General features: G+C 62.5%; 19 protein-coding genes and 1 pseudogene. 11 read left to right on the forward strand and 9 right to left on the reverse strand.

All coding sequences use genetic code 11. The features are described from left to right. Positions 1-3: 3 nt before the first annotated feature. A pseudogene (locus tag H3Z74_RS10375) lies at positions 4-3,179 on the forward strand (efflux RND transporter permease subunit). A 2-nt stretch (positions 3,180-3,181) separates the two neighbouring features. Continuing rightward, positions 3,182-4,606: an efflux transporter outer membrane subunit gene (locus H3Z74_RS10380; protein WP_187763777.1), complete on the forward strand. Its 1,425-nt coding sequence runs from the start codon at positions 3,182-3,184 to the stop codon at positions 4,604-4,606. A gap of 27 nt (positions 4,607-4,633) precedes the next feature. Here the strand turns inward: H3Z74_RS10380 and H3Z74_RS10385 are convergent, their stop codons facing one another. After that, on the reverse strand, positions 4,634-4,975 hold the full coding sequence (locus tag H3Z74_RS10385; RefSeq protein ID WP_187763778.1) for a WYL domain-containing protein: 342 nt from the start codon (positions 4,973-4,975) through the stop codon (positions 4,634-4,636). A 50-nt stretch (positions 4,976-5,025) separates the two neighbouring features. Between H3Z74_RS10385 and H3Z74_RS10390 the strand changes: the two genes are divergently transcribed. Both H3Z74_RS10390 and H3Z74_RS10395 read left to right on the forward strand, forming a co-directional pair. Then, a complete protein-coding gene (locus H3Z74_RS10390) occupies positions 5,026-6,462 on the forward strand; it encodes an MFS transporter (protein WP_229727018.1) in 1,437 nt (478 codons plus the stop codon). 208 nt (positions 6,463-6,670) lie between these two features. Then, positions 6,671-7,894, forward strand: a complete 1,224-nt coding sequence (locus tag H3Z74_RS10395) for a glycosyltransferase (protein WP_187763779.1) — start codon at positions 6,671-6,673, stop codon at positions 7,892-7,894. Positions 7,895-7,956: 62 nt separating this feature from the next. Here the strand turns inward: H3Z74_RS10395 and H3Z74_RS10400 are convergent, their stop codons facing one another. Beyond that, a complete protein-coding gene (locus tag H3Z74_RS10400) occupies positions 7,957-9,690 on the reverse strand; it encodes a DUF885 domain-containing protein (protein WP_187763780.1) in 1,734 nt (577 codons plus the stop codon). 128 nt (positions 9,691-9,818) lie between these two features. Here H3Z74_RS10400 and H3Z74_RS10405 point away from each other — a divergent pair, with 128 nt between their 5' ends. Together H3Z74_RS10405 and H3Z74_RS10410 are read left to right on the forward strand one after the other, a co-directional pair. Further along, the gene (locus H3Z74_RS10405) at positions 9,819-10,643 is read left to right on the forward strand and encodes an alpha/beta fold hydrolase (protein WP_187763781.1); all 825 of its coding nucleotides are present in this window, start codon (positions 9,819-9,821) and stop codon (positions 10,641-10,643) included. A 93-nt stretch (positions 10,644-10,736) separates the two neighbouring features. Then, positions 10,737-11,495 (forward strand): hypothetical protein, encoded by a 759-nt coding sequence (locus H3Z74_RS10410; RefSeq protein WP_187763782.1) that lies wholly within the window; start codon positions 10,737-10,739, stop codon positions 11,493-11,495. Between the two features lie 425 nt (positions 11,496-11,920). Here the strand turns inward: H3Z74_RS10410 and H3Z74_RS10415 are convergent, their stop codons facing one another. Both H3Z74_RS10415 and eno read right to left on the reverse strand, forming a co-directional pair. Then, positions 11,921-12,208: an FtsB family cell division protein gene (locus H3Z74_RS10415; protein ID WP_187763783.1), complete on the reverse strand. Its 288-nt coding sequence runs from the start codon at positions 12,206-12,208 to the stop codon at positions 11,921-11,923. 78 nt (positions 12,209-12,286) lie between these two features. Beyond that, on the reverse strand, positions 12,287-13,564 hold the full coding sequence (gene eno, locus H3Z74_RS10420; protein ID WP_187763784.1) for a phosphopyruvate hydratase: 1,278 nt from the start codon (positions 13,562-13,564) through the stop codon (positions 12,287-12,289). 158 nt (positions 13,565-13,722) lie between these two features. Between eno and H3Z74_RS10425 the strand changes: the two genes are divergently transcribed. The 5 genes from H3Z74_RS10425 (at position 13,723) to H3Z74_RS10445 (ending at position 15,852) form a co-directional block, all read left to right on the forward strand. Further along, positions 13,723-14,325: a hypothetical protein gene (locus H3Z74_RS10425; RefSeq protein ID WP_229727019.1), complete on the forward strand. Its 603-nt coding sequence runs from the start codon at positions 13,723-13,725 to the stop codon at positions 14,323-14,325. Between the two features lie 42 nt (positions 14,326-14,367). Continuing rightward, positions 14,368-14,721 (forward strand): phage holin family protein, encoded by a 354-nt coding sequence (locus H3Z74_RS10430; RefSeq protein WP_187763785.1) that lies wholly within the window; start codon positions 14,368-14,370, stop codon positions 14,719-14,721. Continuing rightward, the gene (locus H3Z74_RS10435) at positions 14,718-15,119 is read left to right on the forward strand and encodes a DUF3618 domain-containing protein (RefSeq protein ID WP_187763786.1); all 402 of its coding nucleotides are present in this window, start codon (positions 14,718-14,720) and stop codon (positions 15,117-15,119) included. Before H3Z74_RS10430 ends, H3Z74_RS10435 begins: the two co-directional genes overlap by 4 nt. After that, complete coding sequence (locus H3Z74_RS10440) at positions 15,116-15,556, forward strand: hypothetical protein (RefSeq protein WP_187763787.1); 441 nt, start codon at positions 15,116-15,118, stop codon at positions 15,554-15,556. The genes H3Z74_RS10435 and H3Z74_RS10440 overlap by 4 nt, the downstream gene beginning before the upstream one ends. Before the next feature lie 65 nt (positions 15,557-15,621). Beyond that, positions 15,622-15,852: a DUF4170 domain-containing protein gene (locus H3Z74_RS10445; RefSeq protein WP_187763788.1), complete on the forward strand. Its 231-nt coding sequence runs from the start codon at positions 15,622-15,624 to the stop codon at positions 15,850-15,852. A gap of 157 nt (positions 15,853-16,009) precedes the next feature. Here H3Z74_RS10445 and H3Z74_RS10450 read toward each other — a convergent pair whose 3' ends face one another. The 5 genes from H3Z74_RS10450 to carA all read right to left on the reverse strand — a co-directional run bounded on the left by H3Z74_RS10450 (position 16,010) and on the right by carA (position 22,509). Next, positions 16,010-16,564 (reverse strand): rhomboid family intramembrane serine protease, encoded by a 555-nt coding sequence (locus H3Z74_RS10450; protein ID WP_187763789.1) that lies wholly within the window; start codon positions 16,562-16,564, stop codon positions 16,010-16,012. Between the two features lie 80 nt (positions 16,565-16,644). Beyond that, positions 16,645-17,121 carry a transcription elongation factor GreA gene (gene greA / locus H3Z74_RS10455; protein WP_034161200.1) on the reverse strand — a complete coding sequence of 159 codons (477 nt, stop codon included), beginning with the start codon at positions 17,119-17,121 and terminating at the stop codon, positions 16,645-16,647. Positions 17,122-17,201: 80 nt separating this feature from the next. Further along, positions 17,202-20,537 (reverse strand): carbamoyl-phosphate synthase large subunit, encoded by a 3,336-nt coding sequence (carB, locus tag H3Z74_RS10460; RefSeq protein WP_187763790.1) that lies wholly within the window; start codon positions 20,535-20,537, stop codon positions 17,202-17,204. After that, entirely contained in the window at positions 20,537-21,349 is an 813-nt protein-coding gene (locus H3Z74_RS10465) for a hypothetical protein (protein WP_187763791.1), read from the reverse strand. Before H3Z74_RS10465 ends, carB begins: the two co-directional genes overlap by 1 nt. After that, positions 21,346-22,509: a glutamine-hydrolyzing carbamoyl-phosphate synthase small subunit gene (carA, locus tag H3Z74_RS10470; RefSeq protein WP_187763792.1), complete on the reverse strand. Its 1,164-nt coding sequence runs from the start codon at positions 22,507-22,509 to the stop codon at positions 21,346-21,348. Before carA ends, H3Z74_RS10465 begins: the two co-directional genes overlap by 4 nt. Between the last annotated feature and the right edge of the window lie 129 nt (positions 22,510-22,638).

Genomic DNA, 22,638 nt, shown 5'->3' on the forward strand with positions numbered 1-22,638 from the left:
CTCATGGCCCGCTTTTTCATCGATCGCCCGATTTTTGCGTGGGTGATCGCCATCATCCTGATGCTTGCGGGCGTGTTGGCGATCAACACTCTGCCGATTGCGCAGTTCCCGACGATCGCGCCCCCGGCGGTCTCGATCACTGCGACCTATCCGGGTGCGGATGCCCAGACGCTCGAGAATACGACGACGCAGATCATCGAGCAGCAGATGAAGGGGATCGACAACCTTCGCTATTTCTCGTCATCTTCGAGCTCGAATGGCATCGTCACGATCACCCTGACGTTTGAACAGGGCACTGACCCCGACATCGCGCAGGTGCAGGTACAGAACAAGCTGCAGGCGGCCACCCCGCTCCTGCCGCAGGAAGTCCAGCTGCAGGGCATCCAGGTCGCCAAGGCAACCGCCAACTTCCTGCTCTTTATCGGACTCTACTCCGAGGATGGGTCGCACAGCGATATCGATCTGGCCGATTATGCCGTCTCCCGGCTTCAGGATCCGATGAGCCGTGTGAACGGTGTCGGCGATACGCAGGTGTTCGGCGCACAATATGCCATGCGCATCTGGGTCGATCCGCTGAAGCTCAATTCCTATTCGCTGACCATGACCGACGTGACGACCGCAGTGCGGGCGCAGAACGCCCAGGTATCGGCCGGCCAGATCGGCGCGCAGCCTGCACCGAAGGAGCAGATGCTCAACGCAACGGTGTCGGTCCAGTCACGTCTGACCACCCCGGAACAGTTCGCCGCCATCACGCTGAAGAGCAATACCGATGGGTCAGTCGTGCGGCTCGGGGATGTCGCACGGGTCGAAATCGGCGCGGAAAACTATGGCGCCTCGGCCAAATATAATGGCAAGCCCGCAGCGGGCATCGGGATCAAGCTGGCGCCGGGCGCCAATGCGCTTGCCACCGTCACCGCCGTTCAGGCGCGCGTGGCCGAAGTCGCCAAGCAATTCCCGTCCGACGTCAAAATAGTCTATCCCTATGATACGACGCCGTTCGTCCGGCTTTCGGTCAAGCAGGTGGTGGAGACGCTGGTCGAGGCCGTGGTGCTGGTCTTCCTGGTGATGTTCCTGTTCCTGCAGAATTTCCGCGCGACCTTGATCCCGACGATCGCGGTGCCGGTGGTGCTGCTCGGCACCTTTGCGGTGATGGCGGTCGCCGGCTATTCGATCAACACGCTCACCCTGTTCGGCATGGTGCTGGCGATCGGGCTATTGGTCGATGACGCGATCGTGGTGGTCGAGAATGTCGAACGCCTGATCACCACCGAGCATCTGTCGCCGAAGGAAGCGGCGCGCAAATCGATGGACGAAATCACCAGCGCGCTGGTCGGCATCGCGCTGGTGCTGTCGGCGGTGTTCCTGCCGATGGCGTTCTTCGGCGGATCGACCGGCGTGATCTATCGTCAGTTCTCGATCACCATTGTCGCGGCGATGGTCCTGTCGATCCTGGTTGCCCTGATCCTGACACCGGCCTTGTGCGCGACGATCCTGAAACCGCATGATCCCAAAAAGAGCGAAGGCAATGGCCTGCTCGCGCGCTTCTTCCGCTGGTTCAACGACAAGTTCGAGCGTGGCCAGAACAAATATGAAGGCGGCGTCAAAGGCATGGCGCGCGGCTGGAAGCGCTCGATGCTGGTCTATCTGCTGATCGCGGTCGGCATGTCGGTGCTATTCGTGCGCCTGCCCACCAGCTTCCTGCCCGATGAAGATCAGGGCATGATGCTGGCACTGGTCCAAGGTCCATCCGGATCGACCAGCAGCCGTACCGAAAAAGCCCTGGATGCGGTGCGCGACCATTTGATGACTGCGGAAAAGGCTAATGTGGACGGCGTCTTCACCGTCAACGGGTTCAGCTTTGCAGGATCCGGCCAGAATAGCGGCATCGTGTTCGTCCGGTTGAAGCCATGGGACGAACGCTCGGGTGCAGCCAACAAGGCGCAGGCGATTGCCGGTCGCGCCATGGGCACTCTCTCGCAGTTCAAGGATGCAATGATCTTCACCATCGTGCCCCCGCGGTGCCGGAACTGGGCAATGCGACGGGGTTCGACATGCAGTTGATTGATATCGGCGGGATAGGTCATGAAAAGCTCGTCGCCGCGCGCAACATGATGATGGGCATGGCGATGCAGGACAAGCGCCTGGTCGGCGTGCGTCCCAATTCGCTCGACGATGCGCCACAGCTCAAGGTCGACGTCGATCAAAACAAGGCGCGCGCTCTCGGGCTTGATCTGGCCGATATCAACAGCACCATCGCGACTGCCTGGGGCAGCTCGTATATCAACGACTTTATCGATCGCGGCCGGGTCAAGCGCGTCTATGTCCAGGCCGACGAGCCCTATCGCATGGCGCCGGAGGACATCGACAAATTCTTCGTGCGCAGCGCGACCGGCACGATGGCGCCCTTCTCGGCCTTTTCGACGCTGAACTGGATACAGGCGCCGTCGCAGCTCACCCGCTATAACGGCCAGCCGGCAATGGAACTGCTCGGTACCGCTGCGCCCGGTTATTCGTCGGGCGATGCGATCAAGGCGATGGAGGAAATCCATGCCAAGTTGCCGCCAGGGACGAGCCTTGAATGGACTGGGCTGTCCTATGAAGAACAGCTTTCCGGTGGCCAGGCACCCGCACTGTACGGCCTGTCGCTGCTGATCGTCTTCCTGTGCCTTGCCGCGCTCTATGAGAGCTGGTCGGTACCGGTATCGGTCATGCTCGTGGTGCCACTCGGCGTGCTCGGCGCGTTGCTCGCCGCGGCGATGACCGGCCTCAACAACGACATCTACCTGCAGGTCGGATTGATCACGACGATCGGCGTGTCGGCGAAGAATGCGATCCTGATCGTGGAGTTCGCCGAAGAGCGTATGCGAGAAGGCATGAACGCGTTCGACGCGGCGGTTGCCGCGGCCAAGCTTCGCTTGCGGCCGATCCTGATGACCAGTCTCGCCTTCGTCTTCGGCGTGATGCCGCTGGCGATCTCGACCGGCGCCGGCGCGGGCGGGCAGAATGCGATCGGCCGCGCCGTGGTCGGTGGTATGCTCTCGGCCACCATATTGGGCATCTTCTTCGTGCCGATGTTCTTCGTCGTTGTCCTGCGCCTGTTCGGCCATGGTGGCGAGAAGACATCCACGGATGCCGCTCCCGACACCAACGCCCCCTCCCCGGCACCGCAGGAAGCCTGACCGTGACCCTTCGTTCCCATACCCTCGCCGCGCTCGCTGCAAGCGTCGCACTGGCCGGTTGCAACCTGGCGCCGAAATATGTCCGTCCGGTCGGCGCGGTGCCCGCCACCCTGCCGCAGGGCGGAGTCTATCCGACTGCGCCGACCGACGCGCCGGACGTGACCAAGATCGGCTGGCGCGATTTCTTCGTCGAAGATCGGCTGCGGCAGGTCATCGCGCTGGGTCTCGACAATAACCGCGACCTGCGGCTGGCGGCGGCCAATGTGCTCCAGGCCCGCGCGCAATATCGCGTACAGCGTGCCGACCTGCTGCCGACGATCAATGCAAACGGGCAGGCGACCTATACCAACACCGCTGCGCAAGCGGCCGGCTTTGGTGGGGTCGCCGGCGCAGCGTCCAGCGATATCTCGACCTATTCGGCGAATGTCGGCTTTTCGGCGTTCGAGCTCGACCTGTTCGGTCGCATTCGCAACCAGACCAAGGCAGCGCAGGAGCGCTATTTCGCCAGCGAGGAAGCGCAGCGTTCGACCCGGATCACCCTGATCGCCGAGATCGCGTCGGCCTGGCTGACCATGGCGTCCGACCAGGACCAGCTGCGCCTGTCGCGCGAGACGCTGAAGGCGTTCGAACAGACGCTGTCGCTGACTCGCGCGCAGTTCCGAATCGGCGTGGCGTCCGAGCTGGAAGCACGCCAGGCCGAAACCAACTATCAGTCCGCCCGCAACGATATCGCCCTGCTCTCGACCCGGATCGCGCAGGACCAGAATGCGCTCAACCTGCTGGTCGGCACGACGGTCGATGCGGCTTTGCTTCCCGCCGAGCTTGGCGAGGGCGATGCGATGGTCCGCGCGCTGCCGGGAAATCTGTCGTCGGAATTGCTGCTGCGCCGTCCCGATGTGCTCGAGGCGGAGCATCAGCTGATCGCGCAGAACGCCAATATCGGCGCGGCGCGGGCAGCCTTTTTCCCGAGCATTTCGCTCACCGCGACGCTGGGGACGATCAGCCCCGCGCTTTCCGGGCTCTTCGGCAACGGCACGGGCACGTACAATGTCGCGCCGGCCATTTCGCTGCCGCTGTTCAACGCCGGTCGAAACAAGGGCAATCTGCGCGCCGCCGAAGCGGCCCAGAAGGGCGCCGTCGCAACGTACGAAAAGACGATCCAGACCGCGTTCCGCGAAGTCGCCGATGCACTGGCGCAGCGCGGGACGATCGACGAGCAGGTTTCAGCACAGACCGCACGCGCCGAAGCGGCGCGAGTCGCCGCAAAGCTGTCGCAGGCCCGCTATACGGCGGGGATCGATTCATTCCTGGTATCACTGGATGCGCAGCGCACATCCTATGCCGCTCAGCAACAACTGGTCACCACCCGGCTTAACCGCGGCACCAATCTGGTCGAGCTCTACCGGTCGCTCGGCGGCGGGCTCTGATTCAGCCCGGCGGCCAGGTCCGGCGGTTCAGGCCGGATCGACCGCCATCAGCGCGTCGGCATATTTGAATGAGCCTGGATCGAAGAGATCGCTGGTCACGAACGGGCGATCGGTCAGCGCAAGCTCGCTGAGGCCGGTCAGCTTGAAGGTGCCGACCTTATATTCCTTGGGCGGCTTGCCCTCGCGATCGACCACCACACCATCGACGAACAGATCGTCATGCTTGGTATAGATGACATGCGGCGCCATCGTCATGCTGACCCGGTTATAGGTCAGCCCGATGCAGCGCTTGCGCACGATCGCTTCGAAAATGGTCGGCACGGGACCCTGCGGCGCGGCCTCGGGGCCGTCATGTTCCGGATACTTCATGTTCGCACCTTAGCACAATATGCTGCATTGCAGCAAGACATGTCTGACAAATGCGTCGAGGTTGCGTCGCGGCGAACAAGGACTATTCGGAACCGGTGAAAGACGGCCTTCCCCTGCCTCGCCGCTACGCCGCCATCGCGGCGATTTCATGCGGCACGGCGCTGGTCATCATCGACGGCGGCGTGGCCAATGTCGCACTGCCTACCATCGCCCGCGACCTGAAGGTCGACAGCTCAGCAATCGTCACGGTGGTCACCGTCTATCAGCTCGTGCTGGTCATGCTGCTGCTGCCGCTCGCCGGACTCGGCGACCGCATTGGCCTGAAGCGCATGTACCAGTACGGCCAGTTGATCTTCACCGTGGCGACGATCCTGTGCTTCTTCGCCAAGAGCCTGCCTTTCCTGCTGATCGTACGCGCTGCACAAGCGCTGGGTGCTGCCGCGGCACTCAGCGTGTCTTCCGCGCTGATCCGGTCGATCTATCCTGCCAAGCAACTTGGCCGCGGGCTGGGCATCAACTCGGTCGTGGTATCAAGCGCCGCCGCTGCAGCACCGACTGTCGGCGGACTGGTACTGGCGATCGCACCCTGGCCCTGGGTGTTCGCCAGCGCGGTGCCCTTCGCGCTTGCCTCGCTCGCGCTGGGTCGCGCCCTCCCCGACCCCAAGCCGCGACCCGAACCATTCGATGTGCTCGGCGGGGTGATGTGCGCGGCGATGTTCGGGCTGATCATCGGCGGACTGGAAACCGGCGTGCATGGCGACAGCCCGATCGTCTCGGGCGCGATCGTGCTGACCGGTGCACTGGTCGGCGTGCTGTTCGTGCGGCGCGAACGCGGAGAGGCGCAGCCGATCCTGCCGATCGACCTGCTTTCGCGTCCAGTGCTCGCGCTGTCGGTGGTCGGAGCTTTCACTGCCTTTATCGCGTCGATGACCTTGCTGATCTCGACACCCTTCCGGCTGCATGAATACGGCTTCACCGCCGCCGCGATCGGTGCAGCGATCGCGCCCTGGCCGCTGACCAACATGATCGTCGCGCCGCTGGCCGGCTGGCTGTCGGACCGCATCCCGGCGGGTATTCTTGGCGGCATCGGCATGGCGATCTCGATCACCGCACTACTGCTGATCGCCTTCATGCCGGCAGATCCAAGCTATTTCGATGTGGCGTGGCGGATGGCGTTGTGCGGATCGGGCTTCGGCACCTTCCTGCCGCCCAATGCGCGCCTGATCATCGGTAGCGCACCGCGCGAGCGCGCTGCCGCCGCGGGCGGGCTGGTGTCGACCGTGCGCCTGGTCGGGCAGACCACCGGCGCAACATTGGTCGCGGCGCTCCTCGCCATGGGCATCGGTGCAGGCATGGCACCGCCGCTGTTCGCTGCCGGCCTCGCCCTGATCGCCGGGCTATGCAGCATTGCGCGCCTGCGCCCCTCGATCCGCAATCCGCAGCGCGAGGAAACTCAGGACGTTCAGCCGGCGAGCTCAGTGAAGTAGCGTCTCCTGGCCGACTCGCTCGGACAGGCCAAGCCGATGCAGGGCATATGATTTGGAGATCGAGGGGGGCGCATCGATACTCGACGCCAAGGGCATGGGAGGCATTCCCCCTTGCTATTCGGAGCGTATAGCGGACCGGGGGGCTTGCGGCAAGTCCCCCCTACATGCGCCATGAACGCGACCCAGCTCAAGAAATGGGAGTAGCGAAATGCGTGTTCTATTAACGACTTATGGGTCGCGCGGGGACGTCGAGCCGATAGCGGGACTCGCGGTCGAGTTGCGCGCAATGGGCGTTGAGGTGCGTGTGTGTGCTCCGCCGGATCAGGATTTTATGGACTTGCTGGACCGCGCCGGTTTGCCCTTGATACCGGCCTTCTCTTCAGTGCGTGAATGGGTGACCAAGGCGCTGGAGAACAAGGCGGCGGTCGATCTGCCGACGCGTGCCGCCGAGATCGTCGCGGCGCAGTTCGACGCGATCGCCCCGGCGGCTCAGGGGTGTGACCTGATCTTGGCAGCCGGCCTGTTCCCGTCCACCGCGGCGGCACAGTCGGTCGCCGAGCAATTGGGCATCCGTTACGTGTACGCGACCTATTGCCCGCACTGGCTGCCCTCGACGCATCACCGGCCGCACGCCTATCCGGGCCACCCCGTTCCGGCGGAGGTGACCGACAACCGGGTGCTGTGGGACCGGGACATCCAGACCATGGATGCGGTGTTCGGTGGCGGGGTCAATGCGCACCGCACATGGATCGGTTTACCGCCGGTGAACAATGTGCGCGATCATGTCTTTACCGACCGCCCGTGGCTGGCGTCAGATCCGGTCCTGAGCCCATGGCAGCAGACCGACCTGCGCGACGTCGTGCAGAACGGCGCATGGATCCTGCCGGACGAACGCCCGCTGCCGACGGAGCTGCTGGCGTTCCTCGATGCCGGGACCCCGCCGGTCTATGTCGGCTTTGGCAGCATGCCGATGAGCGCTGCCAGGGAGGCCGGAAGAGTGGCGATCGAGGCGATCCGGGCGCAGGGACGCCGCGTACTCCTTTTGCAAGGCTGGGCGGACCTGGCACTGACCGACGACCGGGACGATTGCTTCGTCACCGGAGAGGTCAATCAGCAGGTCTTGTTCGGTCGGGTGGCCGCCGTGGTGCATCATGGCGGCGCCGGCACCACGACGGCGGCGGCGCGAGCGGGTGCGCCTCAGCTGGTCGTGCCGCAGATCGGGGATCAGCCCTATTGGGCCCGCCGGGTGTCCGAACTGGGCATCGGCGCCGGCCATGACGGACCAGCACCAACCTTCGACTCCTTCTCCGCCGCACTCAAAACCGCCCTGGTGCCCAAAACCTGCGCGCGAGCAACCGCCATGGCGGGCACGATCCGCACCGACGGGGCGGCTGTGACCGCGAAGCTGCTGCTCGATATGATCAGCCGATAAAGCCGCAACACCTCCGGGTCGCCTGGCTGCGAAACCGCAGCCGGGCGACCCGGAGACCTGTGTCAGAAGACGGCCTTGGCCGTCGGCTCGCCCATCATCGCCTGGCGCACCAACGGGATCGGCGGACCGCCATATTTCAGGAACTCGTCATGGAATGATTTCCATGCCTTGCGCCCGCCGCGCGTCGCGACCCAATCGTCGCGCAGCTTGCGGATCAGCAGCTTGCCCATGGTGTAGTTGAGATAGGCCGGATCATAGGTGCCGCGCGCCGATTGCTGTTTGGCATTGCCCTCGTCCTGATAGCATTCGTCGACGAACATCTTGCGCGACTGTTCCTGCGTCATGCCGCGCGCATGCAGGCCGATTGCCGAGAGATACCGGCAATTGCGCAGCAGCGCGTTGGACAGCTGCCCGATATGCGTCTCCGCATCGCCATCATTCAGGCCGGCATCCCACATCATCTCCTCGGCATAATGCGCCCAGCCTTCGGCAAAGGCATAGCCGACGAACAGCCGACCGAAGAGCGAGGGCGAGGCATTGGCGTGGCGGAACTGCAGAAAATGACCCGGCATGACTTCGTGCACCGAGGTGAACAGCAGGTCCATCTTGCCCGGCACGAAACCGTCCTGCTCCGCCTTGCTCCAGCTCGGATCGGGCGGCGAGATGTAATAGATCGACGGAATACCCTTCTCGAACGGCCCGGGCGGATCGATATAGGCGGAATTCTGCCGGTTATAGGGCGGACTTTCCTCGACCAGCGCCTGTTCGTTATCGGGAATCGAGACGATATCCTTGGCGATCACGAACGCCTTCAGCAGCGGAATCTGCTTGCGCGCCTCGGCAACGGGCCCGCCTTCGGGCATGTTGGCGTTCATTTTCGCCATGCAGGCGGGAATGGTCGCGCCGGGCGCGAACTGGGCGCAGGCAGCCTTCAGCGCATCCTGATTGCGCTTGAGATCGGCACGCCCCGCCTTCTCGAGCTGGTCGAGCGGCACGTCGACACCCTCGGTCATCTTGATCATGCGCGAGAATTTGTCCGCGCCAAGCGCGAAATCCTGTGTCGCGGTCGCCTTCTGGCTCTCCAGCCAGCTCCCGAGATCCTTCATCGCCTTCGACGCCGGGCCCGCAGCCTCGTCGAACTGCTTTTGCAGCGCGGCGTCCTGCACGCCGGCAAACGCCTTTTTCGCGTCCCCGGTGTAGTAATCGGCAAAGCCGTTGAAGCCCGCGGCGCCGTAATTGATATAGCTCAGCGGCATCGGCGTTTTCAGATTGGCGCGGATATTCGCCGCCGCCGCCGGCACTTTTTGCAGGAAAGCGATCATCGCCTTCATCCGCGTCGGCGCATCGGCATAGTTGCGCGCGATATAGACATTGGGATCGAGCCCGGCACCGACATACCAGGCCGGATTGGTGTGCGGCTGATCCGCATCCTCGAGCCAGAATAGCTTCCCTTCGGCAACGCCGACCAGATAATCGCGTTCGAACGCATCCTGCTTGCCCAGCTTCGCCGCGTCGAAAGCGCGTGCCTTGACGATCGCATCGCGCAGGAAGTCACCCTGCCGCTTCAGCCCCGCCGCACTCCAGTCGCCCAGGCCGCCATCGAAATCATGCCGCCCCTGATAGACTGCATTGGCCGGGTCGATCTTGAACCAGCCCTCAATAAAGGCATCGCGAAAACCAGCCCAATTGGCGGTCGGCAGCGTCAGTTCGATGGTCGTGTTGCTCACCGTCGTGGTTGACGGAGCACACGCAGCAAGCCCGAGGACCGCAATCCCCGCCAGCAATTTCAGTCGCATGAAAATCCTCTCGAGTCGTCGTTGCCGCGATGCTGGCAGGTTGCGATGGCGCGCGCCAGTCCGGCCGGAACCTGCCCCCGAGCCAGCTCGTTCAGCCTGTTCCATCCGAGCGTATCCGGGAGTTTCCCATGCCCTATATCAAGACCCGCGACGGCACCGACCTGTATGTGAAGGATTGGGGCAGCGGCCGGCCGGTGGTGCTGGTCCATGGCTGGCCGCTCTCGGCGGACAGCTGGGATGCACAGGCGCTGGCGCTGGCCGATGCCGGCTTTCGCGCGATCGCCTATGACCGGCGCGGCTTCGGGCGTTCAGATCAGCCGTGGAGCGGCTATGATTATGATACGCTTGCCGATGATCTCGCTGACGTCATGGCGGCAACCGGCGCCGATAACGATGCCGTGCTGGTCGGTTTCTCGATGGGTGGCGGCGAAGTCGCACGGTATATGAGCCGCCATGACAGCAAAGGCGTAGTGGGCGCCGGCCTGATCTCGTCGATCGTGCCTTATATGCTGAAGACCGACGACAATCAGCACGGCGTGCCCGAGGAGCAGCTCCGGGCGATCGGCGATGGGATCCGCAAGGATCGCCATGCCTTCTTCGCGACCTTCTTCAAACAATTCTTCGGGGTCGGCCTGGTCTCGAGCCCGGTCAGTCAGGAAATCCTCGACTGGGCGTGGCAAGTTTCCCGGCTGGCTGGCCTCAAACCGATCCTCGCTTGTGCGGACTCGTTCGGCCATACCGATTTCCGGGCGGACCTGGCGGCGTTCCGCGTGCCTACGCTGGTGCTTCATGGCACCGCCGACCAGATTGTTCCAATCGACGCCACCGGACGAGAAGCGGCAAGAAGCATCGCCGGGGCGCAGCTGGTCGAATATGATGGCGCGCCGCATGGCCTGACCGTCACCGAGAGTGATCGGTTCACCAAGGATCTGCTGACATTTCTTGGCAAGTAGAAGATAGATTATATTGCTTCGCAGCTATTTATATCGAATTGCTGATATTCCATTCGAATCAGCCCCAAGGCTGGACAACCCCGGAGAGTCCTGATGATTCGCACTCGCACCCTGGCGATTTCCCTGATCGCGGCCGCCACCTGGTTGAGCGGCTGCAGCAGCGAGCCAAAAGGTTCGGGCAGCACCAAGGGCGATGGGCAACCAATCCCGGCCGCCTTCGACACCGCCGCCGGTACTCTCTCGGCGCAGGGATGGCGGCTGGCCGAATGTGTCGCGATCGCCGACGACAAGCAGAAACTCGCTTGCTACGCTGCGCTGGGGTTCAAGGAGTCCGGCGATGTCGGCAAGGTAGAGGCGCTCGCCGGTGGGACGGAGATCCTTGCCGGCAAGCGCTGGCAGATCACCGCGCCCAGCCCGGGCGGCAGCGACAGTTTTCAGGGAACCGCCATCCTGACCCTGGCGGGACTGGCGAACGAAGGTCCGATGGCCTTTCGCAATACCCGTATAACGCTGCGATGCCCGGCGAACTGGGGCAGTTCCAGCAATATGAAATGGGCCGCATCGGTCGACCTGCCCTTCGACGTCGCTTACGACACAAATGGCAAGGATCGCGGAACCATGGCGATCGACATCGATGGAAAACCCTTCAAGGCCGTGCAATTCTCGCGGAGCAGCTTCAACGTGGAGGCTGAGAGTGCCGAAGCGTTTCGTGACGCGATCCTTACCGCAAAGAATTTCGCGCTGACGCTGGCGACGCTGGATGGCAAATCGGGGGCGATGAAGACCGAGCTGCCAGCGAGCGGGGAGTCACTCAAGGCCTATTTCGACAAATTCTGCTCGGCCAAGGGCTAGAGCAACATCAGGCTGGGTGGAATTACCCGGCTCCGGACTTGATCCGGGGCTGTCGAAGCTCGTTCTTTCTTGCCGCAGAAGAAGAACGGCCCTTTGACAACCTCAGGGCGAACGGGCGGGAGCAGAGCAACTCGGCTCGAAACCGCCCCAGAGCTTCGGGTCGCCATCGGCGCTAGTCGCACTGTGTTATCCGGTTTTGACATTGAGAAAGAGCGCATCGGTACAAGTCCGGTACGGGATGGCATGCCCAATTCCGTGTCAGGGTTGAATCGCCGCCGGCGACCCCACCGCAAACGGGGGAGATATGTTACACCGGTCGTGTAACATATCTCAGGCCGAGCTACGGCAGAAATTCATATAATATCGTTATATATCAGATACTAGTCCGACACACTCATCAGCCACCGACTAAATGTCGATTGGCCCTAGGGCTGCATCGGCAGGATGACATCGTCGGGATGCGCGACGTTCAGTTTCTTGCGCACCAGCTCATCCACCATGTCCGGGTCGGCCTTTTTCGGATCGAGCAGATTGACCCGGTTCTGCCACTCCGCCCGCTTCTGCTTGAGAGCGGCGAGTTCGACATCGCGCTTGGTCAACTGACGCTTGATATCGCCATAAGCACGCGCGCCATTGGGGCCGAGCACAGCGTAAGTCCCGAACACCGCCATCACGATCAATAGAACCGCCGGGCCCAGGGCCCGGCGGAGCATGAGGCGTAAGGGAGAACGCTTTGTCATTGCGTGATTCTTACTGCACGCGACTCGGGGATCAAGCTTTAATTTACCATCTTACCCGCGCAGCACGTCACGCCCGGCATAACGACCGGCGTCACCCAGTTCTTCCTCGATGCGGATCAGCTGGTTGTATTTGGCCAACCGGTCCGAGCGCGCGAGGCTGCCGGTCTTGATCTGCCCGCAATTGGTCGCGACCGCGAGGTCGGCGATCGTCGAATCCTCGGTCTCGCCCGAGCGATGCGACATCACTGCGGTATAGCCGGCGCGATTGGCCATCGACACCGCCTCCAGCGTTTCGGTCAGCGTGCCGATCTGGTTGACCTTGACCAGCAGCGAGTTAGCCAGGCCATCGGCGATGCCCTGCTTCAGGCGCTTTGGATTGGTCACGAACAGATCGTCGCCGACCAGCTGGACTTTCTTGCCGACCAGGTCGGTCAGCGCTTTCCAACCCTCGAAATCATCCTCTGCCATGCCGTCCTCGATCGAGAAGATCGGATAGCGGCGCGTCAGGTCGGCGAGATACTCCGCCATCTCATGGCTCGACAGGATCCTGTTCTCGCCCGAGATGTCGTACTTTCCGTTCTTGAAGAACTCGGTTGCCGCGCAATCGAGTGCGATCATCACATCGTCACCCGGGGTGTATCCCGCCTTCTCGATCGACGTCATGATGAAATCGAGCGCATCGCTGGTGCTGGCGATGTTGGGGGCAAAGCCGCCTTCGTCGCCGACTGAGGTCGCGAGACCCTTGTCGTGCAGCCCCTTCTTGAGCGTGTGGAAGATTTCGGACCCGCAACGCACCGCCTCGAACAGCGAATCCGCGCCCACCGGAACGATCATGAATTCCTGAAAATCGATTGGATTATCAGCATGTTCTCCACCATTGATGATATTCATCATCGGCACCGGAAGGACGTGTGCGGCGACGCCGCCGACATAGCGATAGAGCGGCAGACCCCGCGCATCGGCGGCAGCCTTGGCCGTCGCCAGGCTTACGCCGAGGATCGCATTGGCACCCAGCCGCGCCTTGTTCGGTGTGCCGTCGAGTTCGATCATCGCGCGATCGACATCGGCCTGATCCTCGGCATCGATGCCGAGCACGACCGAGGCGATCTCCGAATTGACCGCGTCGACCGCCGCCTGCACGCCCTTGCCCAACCAGCGGCTCTTGTCGCCGTCGCGCTTCTCCACGGCTTCATGCGCGCCGGTTGAAGCGCCCGAGGGCACCGCCGCGCGGCCGAAGCTGCCGTCCTCGAGCATGACATCGACTTCGACCGTCGGATTGCCGCGGCTGTCGATGATCTGGCGGGCATGAATGTCGATGATTGCGGTCACGGAACGATCCTTCTAATCGTGGGCGGGCGCCAAGGTTGCGGTGGATGCGGGCCGAGCCTCTATCGGCTAACGGCGCGGGCGGCAATTCGCGGGGGGTCGATGGAACCGGAAGCCATACTGGCCGGTTGATCGACACGAGTATTCGAGAAAGGGTTCACATGGCCGAAGACGCTCCCAAGGCTCCGAAACCGGCCAAGCCGGTGAAGAAGGCCGCCACCACCGCCACGCCTCGGGCGAAAGCGCTGAACGGTGCCGTCGCGGCCAAGCCGACCCCCAAGCCAAAGCCCGCAAAACCTCTGAAAGGCCCGACCGTGGACCCCATCGAAAATCCGAAGACGACCACCAGCAAGGCTGCGAACGACACCAACCCGATCTCGGCGCAGGCATTGAAGGACGGTGCTGCAAAAATCACCAAGGACGCCGGCAACAAGGCACGCAGCTATGCCGAGGACGGCAAAGCGCGCGCAGGCGGTGCGCTCGACGAATTATCGAAGATGATCAACGATGCCGCCGGCACCGTCGATGAGAAGATCGGTGCGCAATATGGCCAATATGCCCGCACCGCCGCCGAAGCGGTGTCGGGCTTTTCCGAATCGCTCAAGGCGAAGGAAATCGACGACCTGATCGCCGATGCGCGCGGTTTCGTGAAAAAGAGCCCGGTGATCGCGATCGGTACGGCTGCAGCGATCGGCTTCGTCCTGGTCCGCCTGATTAAATCGGGCATCGACGCCGCAGACCGCACAACCGACAACAAGGCTTAGCCTCGGGCTCAATTCGGGCAGCGCCAGGTTTCAGGGGGTAACATGGACGATCAGCCGTCGCCCGACGAGAACAGCATCGCAGGGCTGTTCTCGCGGTTGATCGACGACGCCGAGCGGTTCGTACGAGCCGAGATTCGGCTATACCGCGCGCAGTTGTTCGATCGGATTGGCGATGCCAAGGCCGCGATCCTGCTCGGCGTGACGGCCTTTCTGCTTGCCCAGAGCGCCTTTATCGCGCTGTTTGTCGGACTGGTGCTGATCCTGGCACGTGCGATCGGGCCGGCCTGGGCGATTGTCATCGTTATCGGGTCAGGCCTGGCCATCGCCGCCGTGCTGGTGAAGATCGCGATCGACAAGATCCGCAAGGTCACCGCGATCAAGGATCACGCGGAATGAGCGTCGAGACCGAAACCGACGAGCCGGACCTTGCTTTCGCGAAGAAGCGCTCGGCGGAAGCGCGCGAGAAGCTCGCCGGCACGCTGGTCGAACTCCAGGCACGCCTCAACCCCAAGGCGCTGGCGCGCGAAGCAATCCAGGAGTTGAAGGAAGCGGGGCAGGAAATGGCGCGCGAGGGCCTGGAGGCGGCGAAACGTCACCCCCTGACACTGGCGGGCGCGGCGACCGCTGTCGGAATCTTCCTGGCACGCAAGCCGCTGTCGAAGCTGATCAGCGAATTCGGCGAAACCCAAGCCGAAACCACCACTCGCGAGCCGGCGGGCGATGCAACCCCTGCCCCGCCGACGAGTTTGACCAAGGAACGGGCCGGCGCCCGTGGCAAGAGGACAAAACCATGACCGACGCGACCCCCAACACTGCCGCTCGCCCTGCCCCGAAGCGCAGCACGATCGAAAAAACCTATGACAAGGCCGCCAAGGCGATCGACAAGGGCCGGAAAACCGCGCTGAAGACCGCTCGCTCGACCGCCGAGAGCCTTGAAGCCAACCCGATGACGCTGCTCGCCGGCGGCATCGCGCTGGGTGCAGTGATCGGTGCGCTGGTCCCGCGCAGCGAGCGCGAAGGCAAATTACTGGCACCGGTCGGCAAGCGCATCACCGACACCGCGGGCGCGGCCGCCAAGGCAGCACGCGATGCCGGCAAAGCTGAACTGGATTCGCTCGGGCTGAACAAGGCAGCTGCACGAGATCAGGCGGGCAAGTTGCTCGGCGGCGTCGTGAAGGCGCTGGCGACGGCAGGCGCCGCCGCGGCCCAGACGGCGAAAACGAAGGAATAGCACTTCAATAGCTGGAAGCCTCGCTCTAAGGACATGCGCGACTCCTCTCCCTGGGCACGCATATCATGAGCAAACTCCACCTCGTCTTCGGCGGCCGCGTCAGCGACCCGCGCACTCTCGACTTCGACGATCTCGATTCGATCGAGATCGTCGGTGTGTTCCCGGACTATAAAAGCGCGGAAAAAGCATGGCGCTCGGCGGCACAGCGGACCGTCGACGATGCCGAGATGAAATATGTCGTGGTGCACCTGCACCGGCTGCTCCAGCCGGACCTGATGTCACCGCCCGCGGCGTAGGTTTGAGCCAGAGCATCGACCTGGCCGGAATCCCCTCCATCCGTTCGGGCTGACACCGTCAAAGCCCATGCGCTGCGCGTACTCTTCGACCGGCTCAGGGCGAACGGAAGGGGTAGATCAGCTCAGCTCGGGAACGCTTTGACGAGCCACGTTCACGTCACGCGCGGCGATATTGCCATTTGAGCAGCGGCCGCGCCAGCGCGACACCGGCGGCGAGGCCGCCGAGCGGTTCGATGATCGAAACGGACAGCTCGAAGCTCTGTGCGATGAGCGAAAAGACCAGCTGGATGCCGAGCCAGACGCCGGCCAGCATCGCGATCTGCACCCAGCGGCTCTTGCCATGGCCGATCGGGATGGCGCCGGGCACACCGTAGAGCATGAAATAAGCGCCGATGACCGCAAAGACGGCCGGTTCGAGCCCGGCGCTCGGCAGCAGCGAACCGGGCGTCAGCACGAGGCGCGCGAGCGCGCCGGCATAAGCCCCGGCGAGGAGAAGAATACCCAGCCCGACCGGCCGCAACGCCTTTTCGACATAGCGGCCAGCGATCAGCAGGAAGATCAGGTTGAAGGTCGCAGAGACGAAGTCGCGCGCCAGAAACGCCGATGCCAGCGGCGACAGCCATGACCGAACCGGGTCGTCGCGCCAGCCGCTGGCCACGAAATCTCGCGGAATGAAGCCGAACATCATCGACGCCTCGGCCAGGCCGATCACGGCGAAAGCGAACAGCAGTACGAAGACCGAAAACGCGATCAGCGCATCGGTGAAGCGTCCGCGCGGAAGGTCGATCCCGTTCAGATGAATTCGATCTTCGACACGACGTACCAGCGGTCGCCCGACGGTACGGTCACTTCGACCTCTTCATCGACCTTGCGGCCGATCAATCCACGCCCGAGCGGCGAATTGTACGAGATGCGCCCGCCCTTGGCATCCGCCTCGGTCTGACCGACGATCTGGTACTTCACCGGCTTTTCGTCCTCGTCGAGCAAGGTCACGGTCGCGCCGAACACGACCTTGTCGCCCGACAATTCCTTCGGGTCGATGACCTGCGCGCGGGACAATTTATCCTCGATATCGCTGATCGACGCCTCGATCTGGCCCTGCCGCTCCTTGGCGGCATGATATTCGGCATTTTCGGAAAGGTCGCCATGGGCGCGCGCTTCCTCGATCGCGTCGACGATCTGGGGGCGCTCCGCCTTAAGCCGTTTCAGGTCCGCATTGAGCTTCTCATAGCCCTCTTGCAGCATCGGCATCTTTTCGACGGTAGCCATCCCTCTAGTCCTTCGTCTTCAAAAATTCCCCGTTGGCCGACCCTGATGGGCCCGCCCGCACGTTGTTCTCATGTGGGGAATTAGTTGTGCGAGTGCGAATAATAGGATTGCAGAGGCCGTACTTCAAGGTCGTGCGTTGCAAGAGCCGCAATCGCCTGTGCCGCTTCGACACTTGCAGGGGCTGTGGTGAAGTGCGGAATCTTCTGCACCAGTGCTGCCGCGCGGATCGGTTGCGAGTCCTTGAGCGATTGCCAGCCCTCGGTGGTATTGAACACCAGGTCGATATCGCCGTCCTTCATCCGGTCGACGATATGCGGCCGCCCCTGCGCCACCTTGTTGATGCGCTCGACCGGTACGCCGTTCGCTTCGAGGAAAGCCGCAGTGCCGTCCGTCGCGACGATCCGGAAACCCTGCTCGGCAAGCAGCTTGGCCCCGGGCAGAATGACTGACTTGTCGCTTGGCTTGACGCTGATGAACACGGTACCCGAGCGAGGCAATATGGTCCCGGCCCCGAGCTCTGCTTTTGCAAATGCGATCGAAAAATTGCTATCGATTCCCATCACTTCGCCGGTAGACTTCATTTCCGGTGAGAGAACAGGATCGACCCCGGGGAAACGGTTGAACGGGAAAACCGCTTCCTTGACCGCGAAATAATCGATGTGGCGATCGATCTTGGGCAGGTCGGCGAGCTTCTCCCCCGCCATCACCCGCGCCGCGATCTTGGCGACCGGCGCACCGATCGCCTTGGCGACGAACGGCACGGTACGGCTGGCGCGCGGATTGACTTCGATCAGATAGACCAGGCCGTCCTTGACCGCGAACTGGATGTTCATCAGCCCGACCACCGACAGCGCATGCGCCAGCGCGATCGTCTGGCGCTCGATCTCGGCAATGACCGCTTCGGACAGGCTATAGGGCGGGATCGAGCAGGCGCTGTCGCCCGAATGGACGCCGGCTTCCTCGATATGCTGGAGCACGCCGGCGACCGTCACATCGGTGCCGTCGCAGATCGCATCGACATCGACCTCGACCGCATCCCGCAGATACTGGTCGATCAGCACGGGCGAGTCGCCCGACACCTGCACCGCGGTCTGGATGTAATCGTCGAGCTGGATCGGCGAATCGACGATTTCCATCGCGCGACCACCAAGGACATAGCTTGGCCGCATCAGCACCGGGTAGCCGATCCGTTCGGCGACGGCGATCGCCTCGTCGCGGCTGCGCGCGATGCCGTTGGCGGGCTGACGCAAGCCGAGTTTGGTGACGAGAGCGGAGAAACGCTCGCGATCCTCGGCCAGGTCGATCGCGTCGGGACTCGTGCCGAGGATCGGGATACCGGCCTGTTCAAGCGCATGCGCGAGGTTCAGCGGGGTCTGGCCGCCGAACTGGACGATCACGCCGACCAGCGTGCCCTTTTGCTGCTCGACATGAAGGATTTCGAGTACATCCTCAGCAGTCAGCGGCTCGAAATAGAGCCGGTCCGACGTGTCGTAATCGGTCGACACGGTTTCCGGGTTGCAGTTGACCATGATGGTCTCATAGCCCGCCTCTTCCAGCGCGAAGCAGGCATGGCAGCAGCAATAATCGAACTCGATCCCCTGCCCGATCCGGTTCGGCCCGCCGCCGAGGATGACGACTTTCTTGCGATCGCTCGGCTGGCTTTCGCATTCCGGTTCGCCGAAGCTCGGCGCTTCGTAGGATGAATACATATAGGGTGTTTTCGCGTCGAACTCTGCAGCGCAGGTATCGATACGCTTGAACACCGGGCGCACGCCGAGCTTGTGACGCAAAGCGCGCACTTCGTCCTCGGTCACGCCGCCGGTCATCGCCTTGACCGCCTCATGGATCAGGCCCGAGCCGCGCGCGATGCCACGCTCGCTGCCGCCGCGCAGATTGGCCGATTTGAGCGCGAGATAGGCCAGGCGCTTATCGCTGAAGCCCATCGACTTGAGCTTGCGCAAGCCGGCCGCGTCGCGCGGCAGGCCGTTCGAGCAGACTTGCTCCTCCGCCGCGATGATCTCGGCGATGCGCTCCAGGAACCACGGGTCGTACTTGGCGATCGCATGCACCTCGGCGACGGTGAAGCCCTCGCGCAGCGCCTGCGCCGCGACCAGCAGCCGGTCGGGCGTAGCGCGGGCCAGCGCAGCCTCGATCTCGGCGCGCGGTGCGCCCTGCAGCGCCTCGACCATGTTGAAGCCGCTCAGACCGGTTTCCAGGCCGCGCAGCGCCTTCTGCATCGATTCATGGATGTTGCGGCCGATCGCCATCACTTCGCCGACCGATTTCATCGCAGTCGACAGGATCGGTTCTGCGCCTTTGAACTTCTCGAACGCGAAGCGCGGAATCTTGGTCACGACATAGTCGATCGTGGGTTCGAACGAAGCCGGGGTCGCGCCGGTGATGTCGTTCATGATCTCGTCGAGCGTATAGCCGACCGCCAGCTTCGCCGCGACCTTGGCGATCGGGAAGCCGGTCGCCTTGGAGGCCAGCGCGGACGAACGGGACACGCGCGGGTTCATCTCGATCACGATCAGGCGACCGTCCTTCGGGTTGACCGCGAACTGCACGTTCGAGCCGCCGGTCTCGACGCCGATCTCGCGCAGGCACGCGATGCTCGCGTTGCGCATGATCTGATATTCCTTGTCGGTCAGCGTCAGCGCCGGCGCGACGGTGATGGAATCTCCGGTATGGACGCCCATCGGATCGATATTCTCGATCGAACAGATGATGATGCAATTGTCGTTGCGGTCGCGCACGACCTCCATCTCATATTCTTTCCACCCGAGCAGCGATTCCTCGATCAGCACTTCGGTGGTCGGGGAAGCATCGAGACCCTTGCGGACGATCTCCTCGAATTCTTCGCGATTATAGGCGATCCCGCCGCCCGAGCCGCCCATGGTGAAGCTGGGGCGGATGATCGCCGGCAAGCCGGTGCGTTCCAGCCCCGCAAGCGCCTCATCGATGGTATGCGCGATCGCCGAGCGTGCGCTTTCCAGCCCGATGCGGTCCATCGCCTCGCGGAATTTCTGCCGGTCTTCGGCCTTGTCGATCGCCTCGGCATCGGCGCCGATCATCTGCACGCCGTATTTTTCCAGAGTACCGTCGTTGAACAGCGCCAGCGCAGTGTTGAGCGCAGTCTGCCCGCCCATCGTCGGCAGCACCGCGTCGGGGCGTTCCTTGGCGATGATCTTGGCGACGATCTCGGGCGTGATCGGCTCGACATAGGTCGCGTCGGCCAGCTCGGGATCGGTCATGATCGTTGCCGGGTTCGAATTGACCAGGATGATGCGATAGCCCTCCTCGCGCAGCGCCTTGATCGCCTGCGTGCCGGAATAATCGAACTCGCACGCCTGGCCGATCACGATCGGGCCAGCGCCAATGACGAGGATGGAGGAGATGTCAGTGCGTTTTGGCATTAAAAAACTAGCCCGCTGATAAGCTTCCAAAGGTGTTTTGCTGCTTCCGCCACTACTGTTCCCGCGGCTTTTTCTATCAGCCAGCGCAATGTACTACTCAAAAGCCGAATAAATGGCTTAACTCTCAACCTTCCAGCTGCAAGCAATATCGATGCAGCTTTCAATTCCGCCTGAATAACAATTTTATCATCACCCAACTTGTCTCCGACTTCATTATTTCTATCGATTTCTTTTGATAGATCATCAAGTGTAGAAATAGCGCCTACGACTGAGGCATCATGCATATCTAAAGAAATAGTTCGAGCTTGGGTTTGACGTAAGTCAGCGTCACTAGGCAGTATAATTTCACTATCGTCGGGCTCTGTTTTTAAATTCTGCAGAGCCTTATTCAGCCAAACTGCACCGAAATCAGAATACTTCTGCAGAACAGGAATGGATTTCAAAAGATAAAACTCTGTATAATCACCGCTTTCCAATGCATCGGATTCATTAAAGAGCCCATCCCGCTGCATCTGCCTGGATAATAGACGCCCCTGTTCTGCGGCCATGGAAACGAGCCCACTCAGACCCGCGCCGTTAATTCTATAAAACTTACCCGCAAAATCATCGCTAGCGATCGTCGCCAAACCAGTCTCCACAAGAATATTCAACGCGGCCGATGCAATGAGCTCTGAAACGTCGAAATCCACGGCGGCAGTTGCCAACTCCGAGATAGTATCAACGTCCCCCCTAATGACCCCCTGCTCTTCGACTGACTGAGCATAGTTAATAAGCGCCGCAGCAATATATGGTATGGCTCTTGCAGTTGTCATAGCAACGACCCAACGAACTTCTCGAACAGATACAGGCTATCCTGAGGCCCCGGGCTCGCCTCGGGATGATATTGCACGCTGAACGCCGGCCGGTCGGTCAGTTCGAAGCCGGCATTGCTGCCGTCGAACAGCGACACATGCGTCTCGCGCGCCGTCGCGGGCAGCGTTTCGCTCATCACCGCAAAGCCGTGGTTCATCGAGGTGATCTCGACCGCGCCGTCGCTCAGCCGCTTGACCGGGTGGTTGGCGCCGCGATGCCCTTGGAACATCTTGGTCGTCTCCGCACCGACCGCGAGCCCGAGCAGCTGGTGACCGAGGCAGATTCCGAACAGCGGGATGCGCGTTTCGAGCAATTGCCGGATCACCGGCACCGCATATTCGCCAGTCGCGGCGGGATCGCCCGGGCCATTCGACAGGAAGATGCCATCGGGCTTGAGCGCCATGACCTGATCGAAGGTTGCGGTGGCGGGAAGGACGCTGACCTTCGCGCCGGCTTTGACGAGGTTGCGGTAGATGTTGCGCTTGGCGCCATAGTCGATCGCGACGACATGGGGGCGGGCCTCAGCGCCTGATGCGTTGTCATAGCCGAACCCAAGCCGCCAGATGCCGCCTTCCCAGCCATAATGCGTCTCGGTCGTGACCTCGATCGCGAGGTCCATGCCTTCAAGCCCGGGCCAGGCGCGCGCCATTTCCAGCAGCTTCGGGATATCGAATTCGCCCGTCGCGGAATGCGCGATCACGCCGTTCGGCGCACCGCCGGTGCGGATGCGGCGCGTGAGCGCGCGCGTGTCGACCCCGGCCAGGCCGATCCGGTCATGCGTCTTCATCCAGCTGTCGAGCCGCTCGACCGAGCGAAAATTGGACGGCTCGGTCACGTCCTCGCGCACGATGATGCCGAGCGCATGCGGGTCGTTAGCCTCGAGATCCTCGGGGTTGGCGCCGACATTGCCGATATGCGGAAAGGTGAAGGTGATGATCTGCCCGGCAAAGGAGGGGTCGGTCATCACCTCCTGATACCCGGTCATCGCGGTATGGAAGCACACTTCGCCCACCGCGACGCCTTCGGCACCGAATCCTCGCCCCCATGCGACGTCTCCGGATGCGAGGACCAAGACCCCCGTGGCTCCTTCAGGCGCAGCAATAGGTTTGGCGTCGGCCATCGTGGCGGGCACTCCATGGGGTTTCAATGTCGCTAAGGGGCGGGAGCTAGAGGCGCGAGCCCGATGCGTCAATCTGTTAAAGACATGACGGTTCGGCTAGGCGTCGAGATTGCCTTCGAAGGACGTTAA

It is taken from the genome of Sphingomonas alpina (assembly GCF_014490665.1).
Classification (GTDB): domain Bacteria; phylum Pseudomonadota; class Alphaproteobacteria; order Sphingomonadales; family Sphingomonadaceae; genus Sphingomonas; species Sphingomonas alpina.

Coding starts and splice junctions, on each gene's coding strand:
- H3Z74_RS10385 (WP_187763778.1), bottom strand. CDS start 4,975: ATGAAGTATCCGGAACATGACGGCCCCGAGGCCGCGCCGCAGGGTCCC.
- H3Z74_RS10390 (WP_229727018.1), top strand. CDS start 5,026: ATGCGTCGAGGTTGCGTCGCGGCGAACAAGGACTATTCGGAACCGGTG.
- H3Z74_RS10395 (WP_187763779.1), top strand. CDS start 6,671: ATGCGTGTTCTATTAACGACTTATGGGTCGCGCGGGGACGTCGAGCCG.
- H3Z74_RS10400 (WP_187763780.1), bottom strand. CDS start 9,690: ATGCGACTGAAATTGCTGGCGGGGATTGCGGTCCTCGGGCTTGCTGCG.
- H3Z74_RS10405 (WP_187763781.1), top strand. CDS start 9,819: ATGCCCTATATCAAGACCCGCGACGGCACCGACCTGTATGTGAAGGAT.
- H3Z74_RS10410 (WP_187763782.1), top strand. CDS start 10,737: ATGATTCGCACTCGCACCCTGGCGATTTCCCTGATCGCGGCCGCCACC.
- H3Z74_RS10415 (WP_187763783.1), bottom strand. CDS start 12,208: ATGCTCCGCCGGGCCCTGGGCCCGGCGGTTCTATTGATCGTGATGGCG.
- H3Z74_RS10425 (WP_229727019.1), top strand. CDS start 13,723: ATGGCCGAAGACGCTCCCAAGGCTCCGAAACCGGCCAAGCCGGTGAAG.
- H3Z74_RS10430 (WP_187763785.1), top strand. CDS start 14,368: ATGGACGATCAGCCGTCGCCCGACGAGAACAGCATCGCAGGGCTGTTC.
- H3Z74_RS10435 (WP_187763786.1), top strand. CDS start 14,718: ATGAGCGTCGAGACCGAAACCGACGAGCCGGACCTTGCTTTCGCGAAG.
- H3Z74_RS10440 (WP_187763787.1), top strand. CDS start 15,116: ATGACCGACGCGACCCCCAACACTGCCGCTCGCCCTGCCCCGAAGCGC.
- H3Z74_RS10445 (WP_187763788.1), top strand. CDS start 15,622: ATGAGCAAACTCCACCTCGTCTTCGGCGGCCGCGTCAGCGACCCGCGC.
- greA (WP_034161200.1), bottom strand. CDS start 17,121: ATGGCTACCGTCGAAAAGATGCCGATGCTGCAAGAGGGCTATGAGAAG.
- carB (WP_187763790.1), bottom strand. CDS start 20,537: ATGCCAAAACGCACTGACATCTCCTCCATCCTCGTCATTGGCGCTGGC.
- H3Z74_RS10465 (WP_187763791.1), bottom strand. CDS start 21,349: ATGACAACTGCAAGAGCCATACCATATATTGCTGCGGCGCTTATTAAC.
- carA (WP_187763792.1), bottom strand. CDS start 22,509: ATGGCCGACGCCAAACCTATTGCTGCGCCTGAAGGAGCCACGGGGGTC.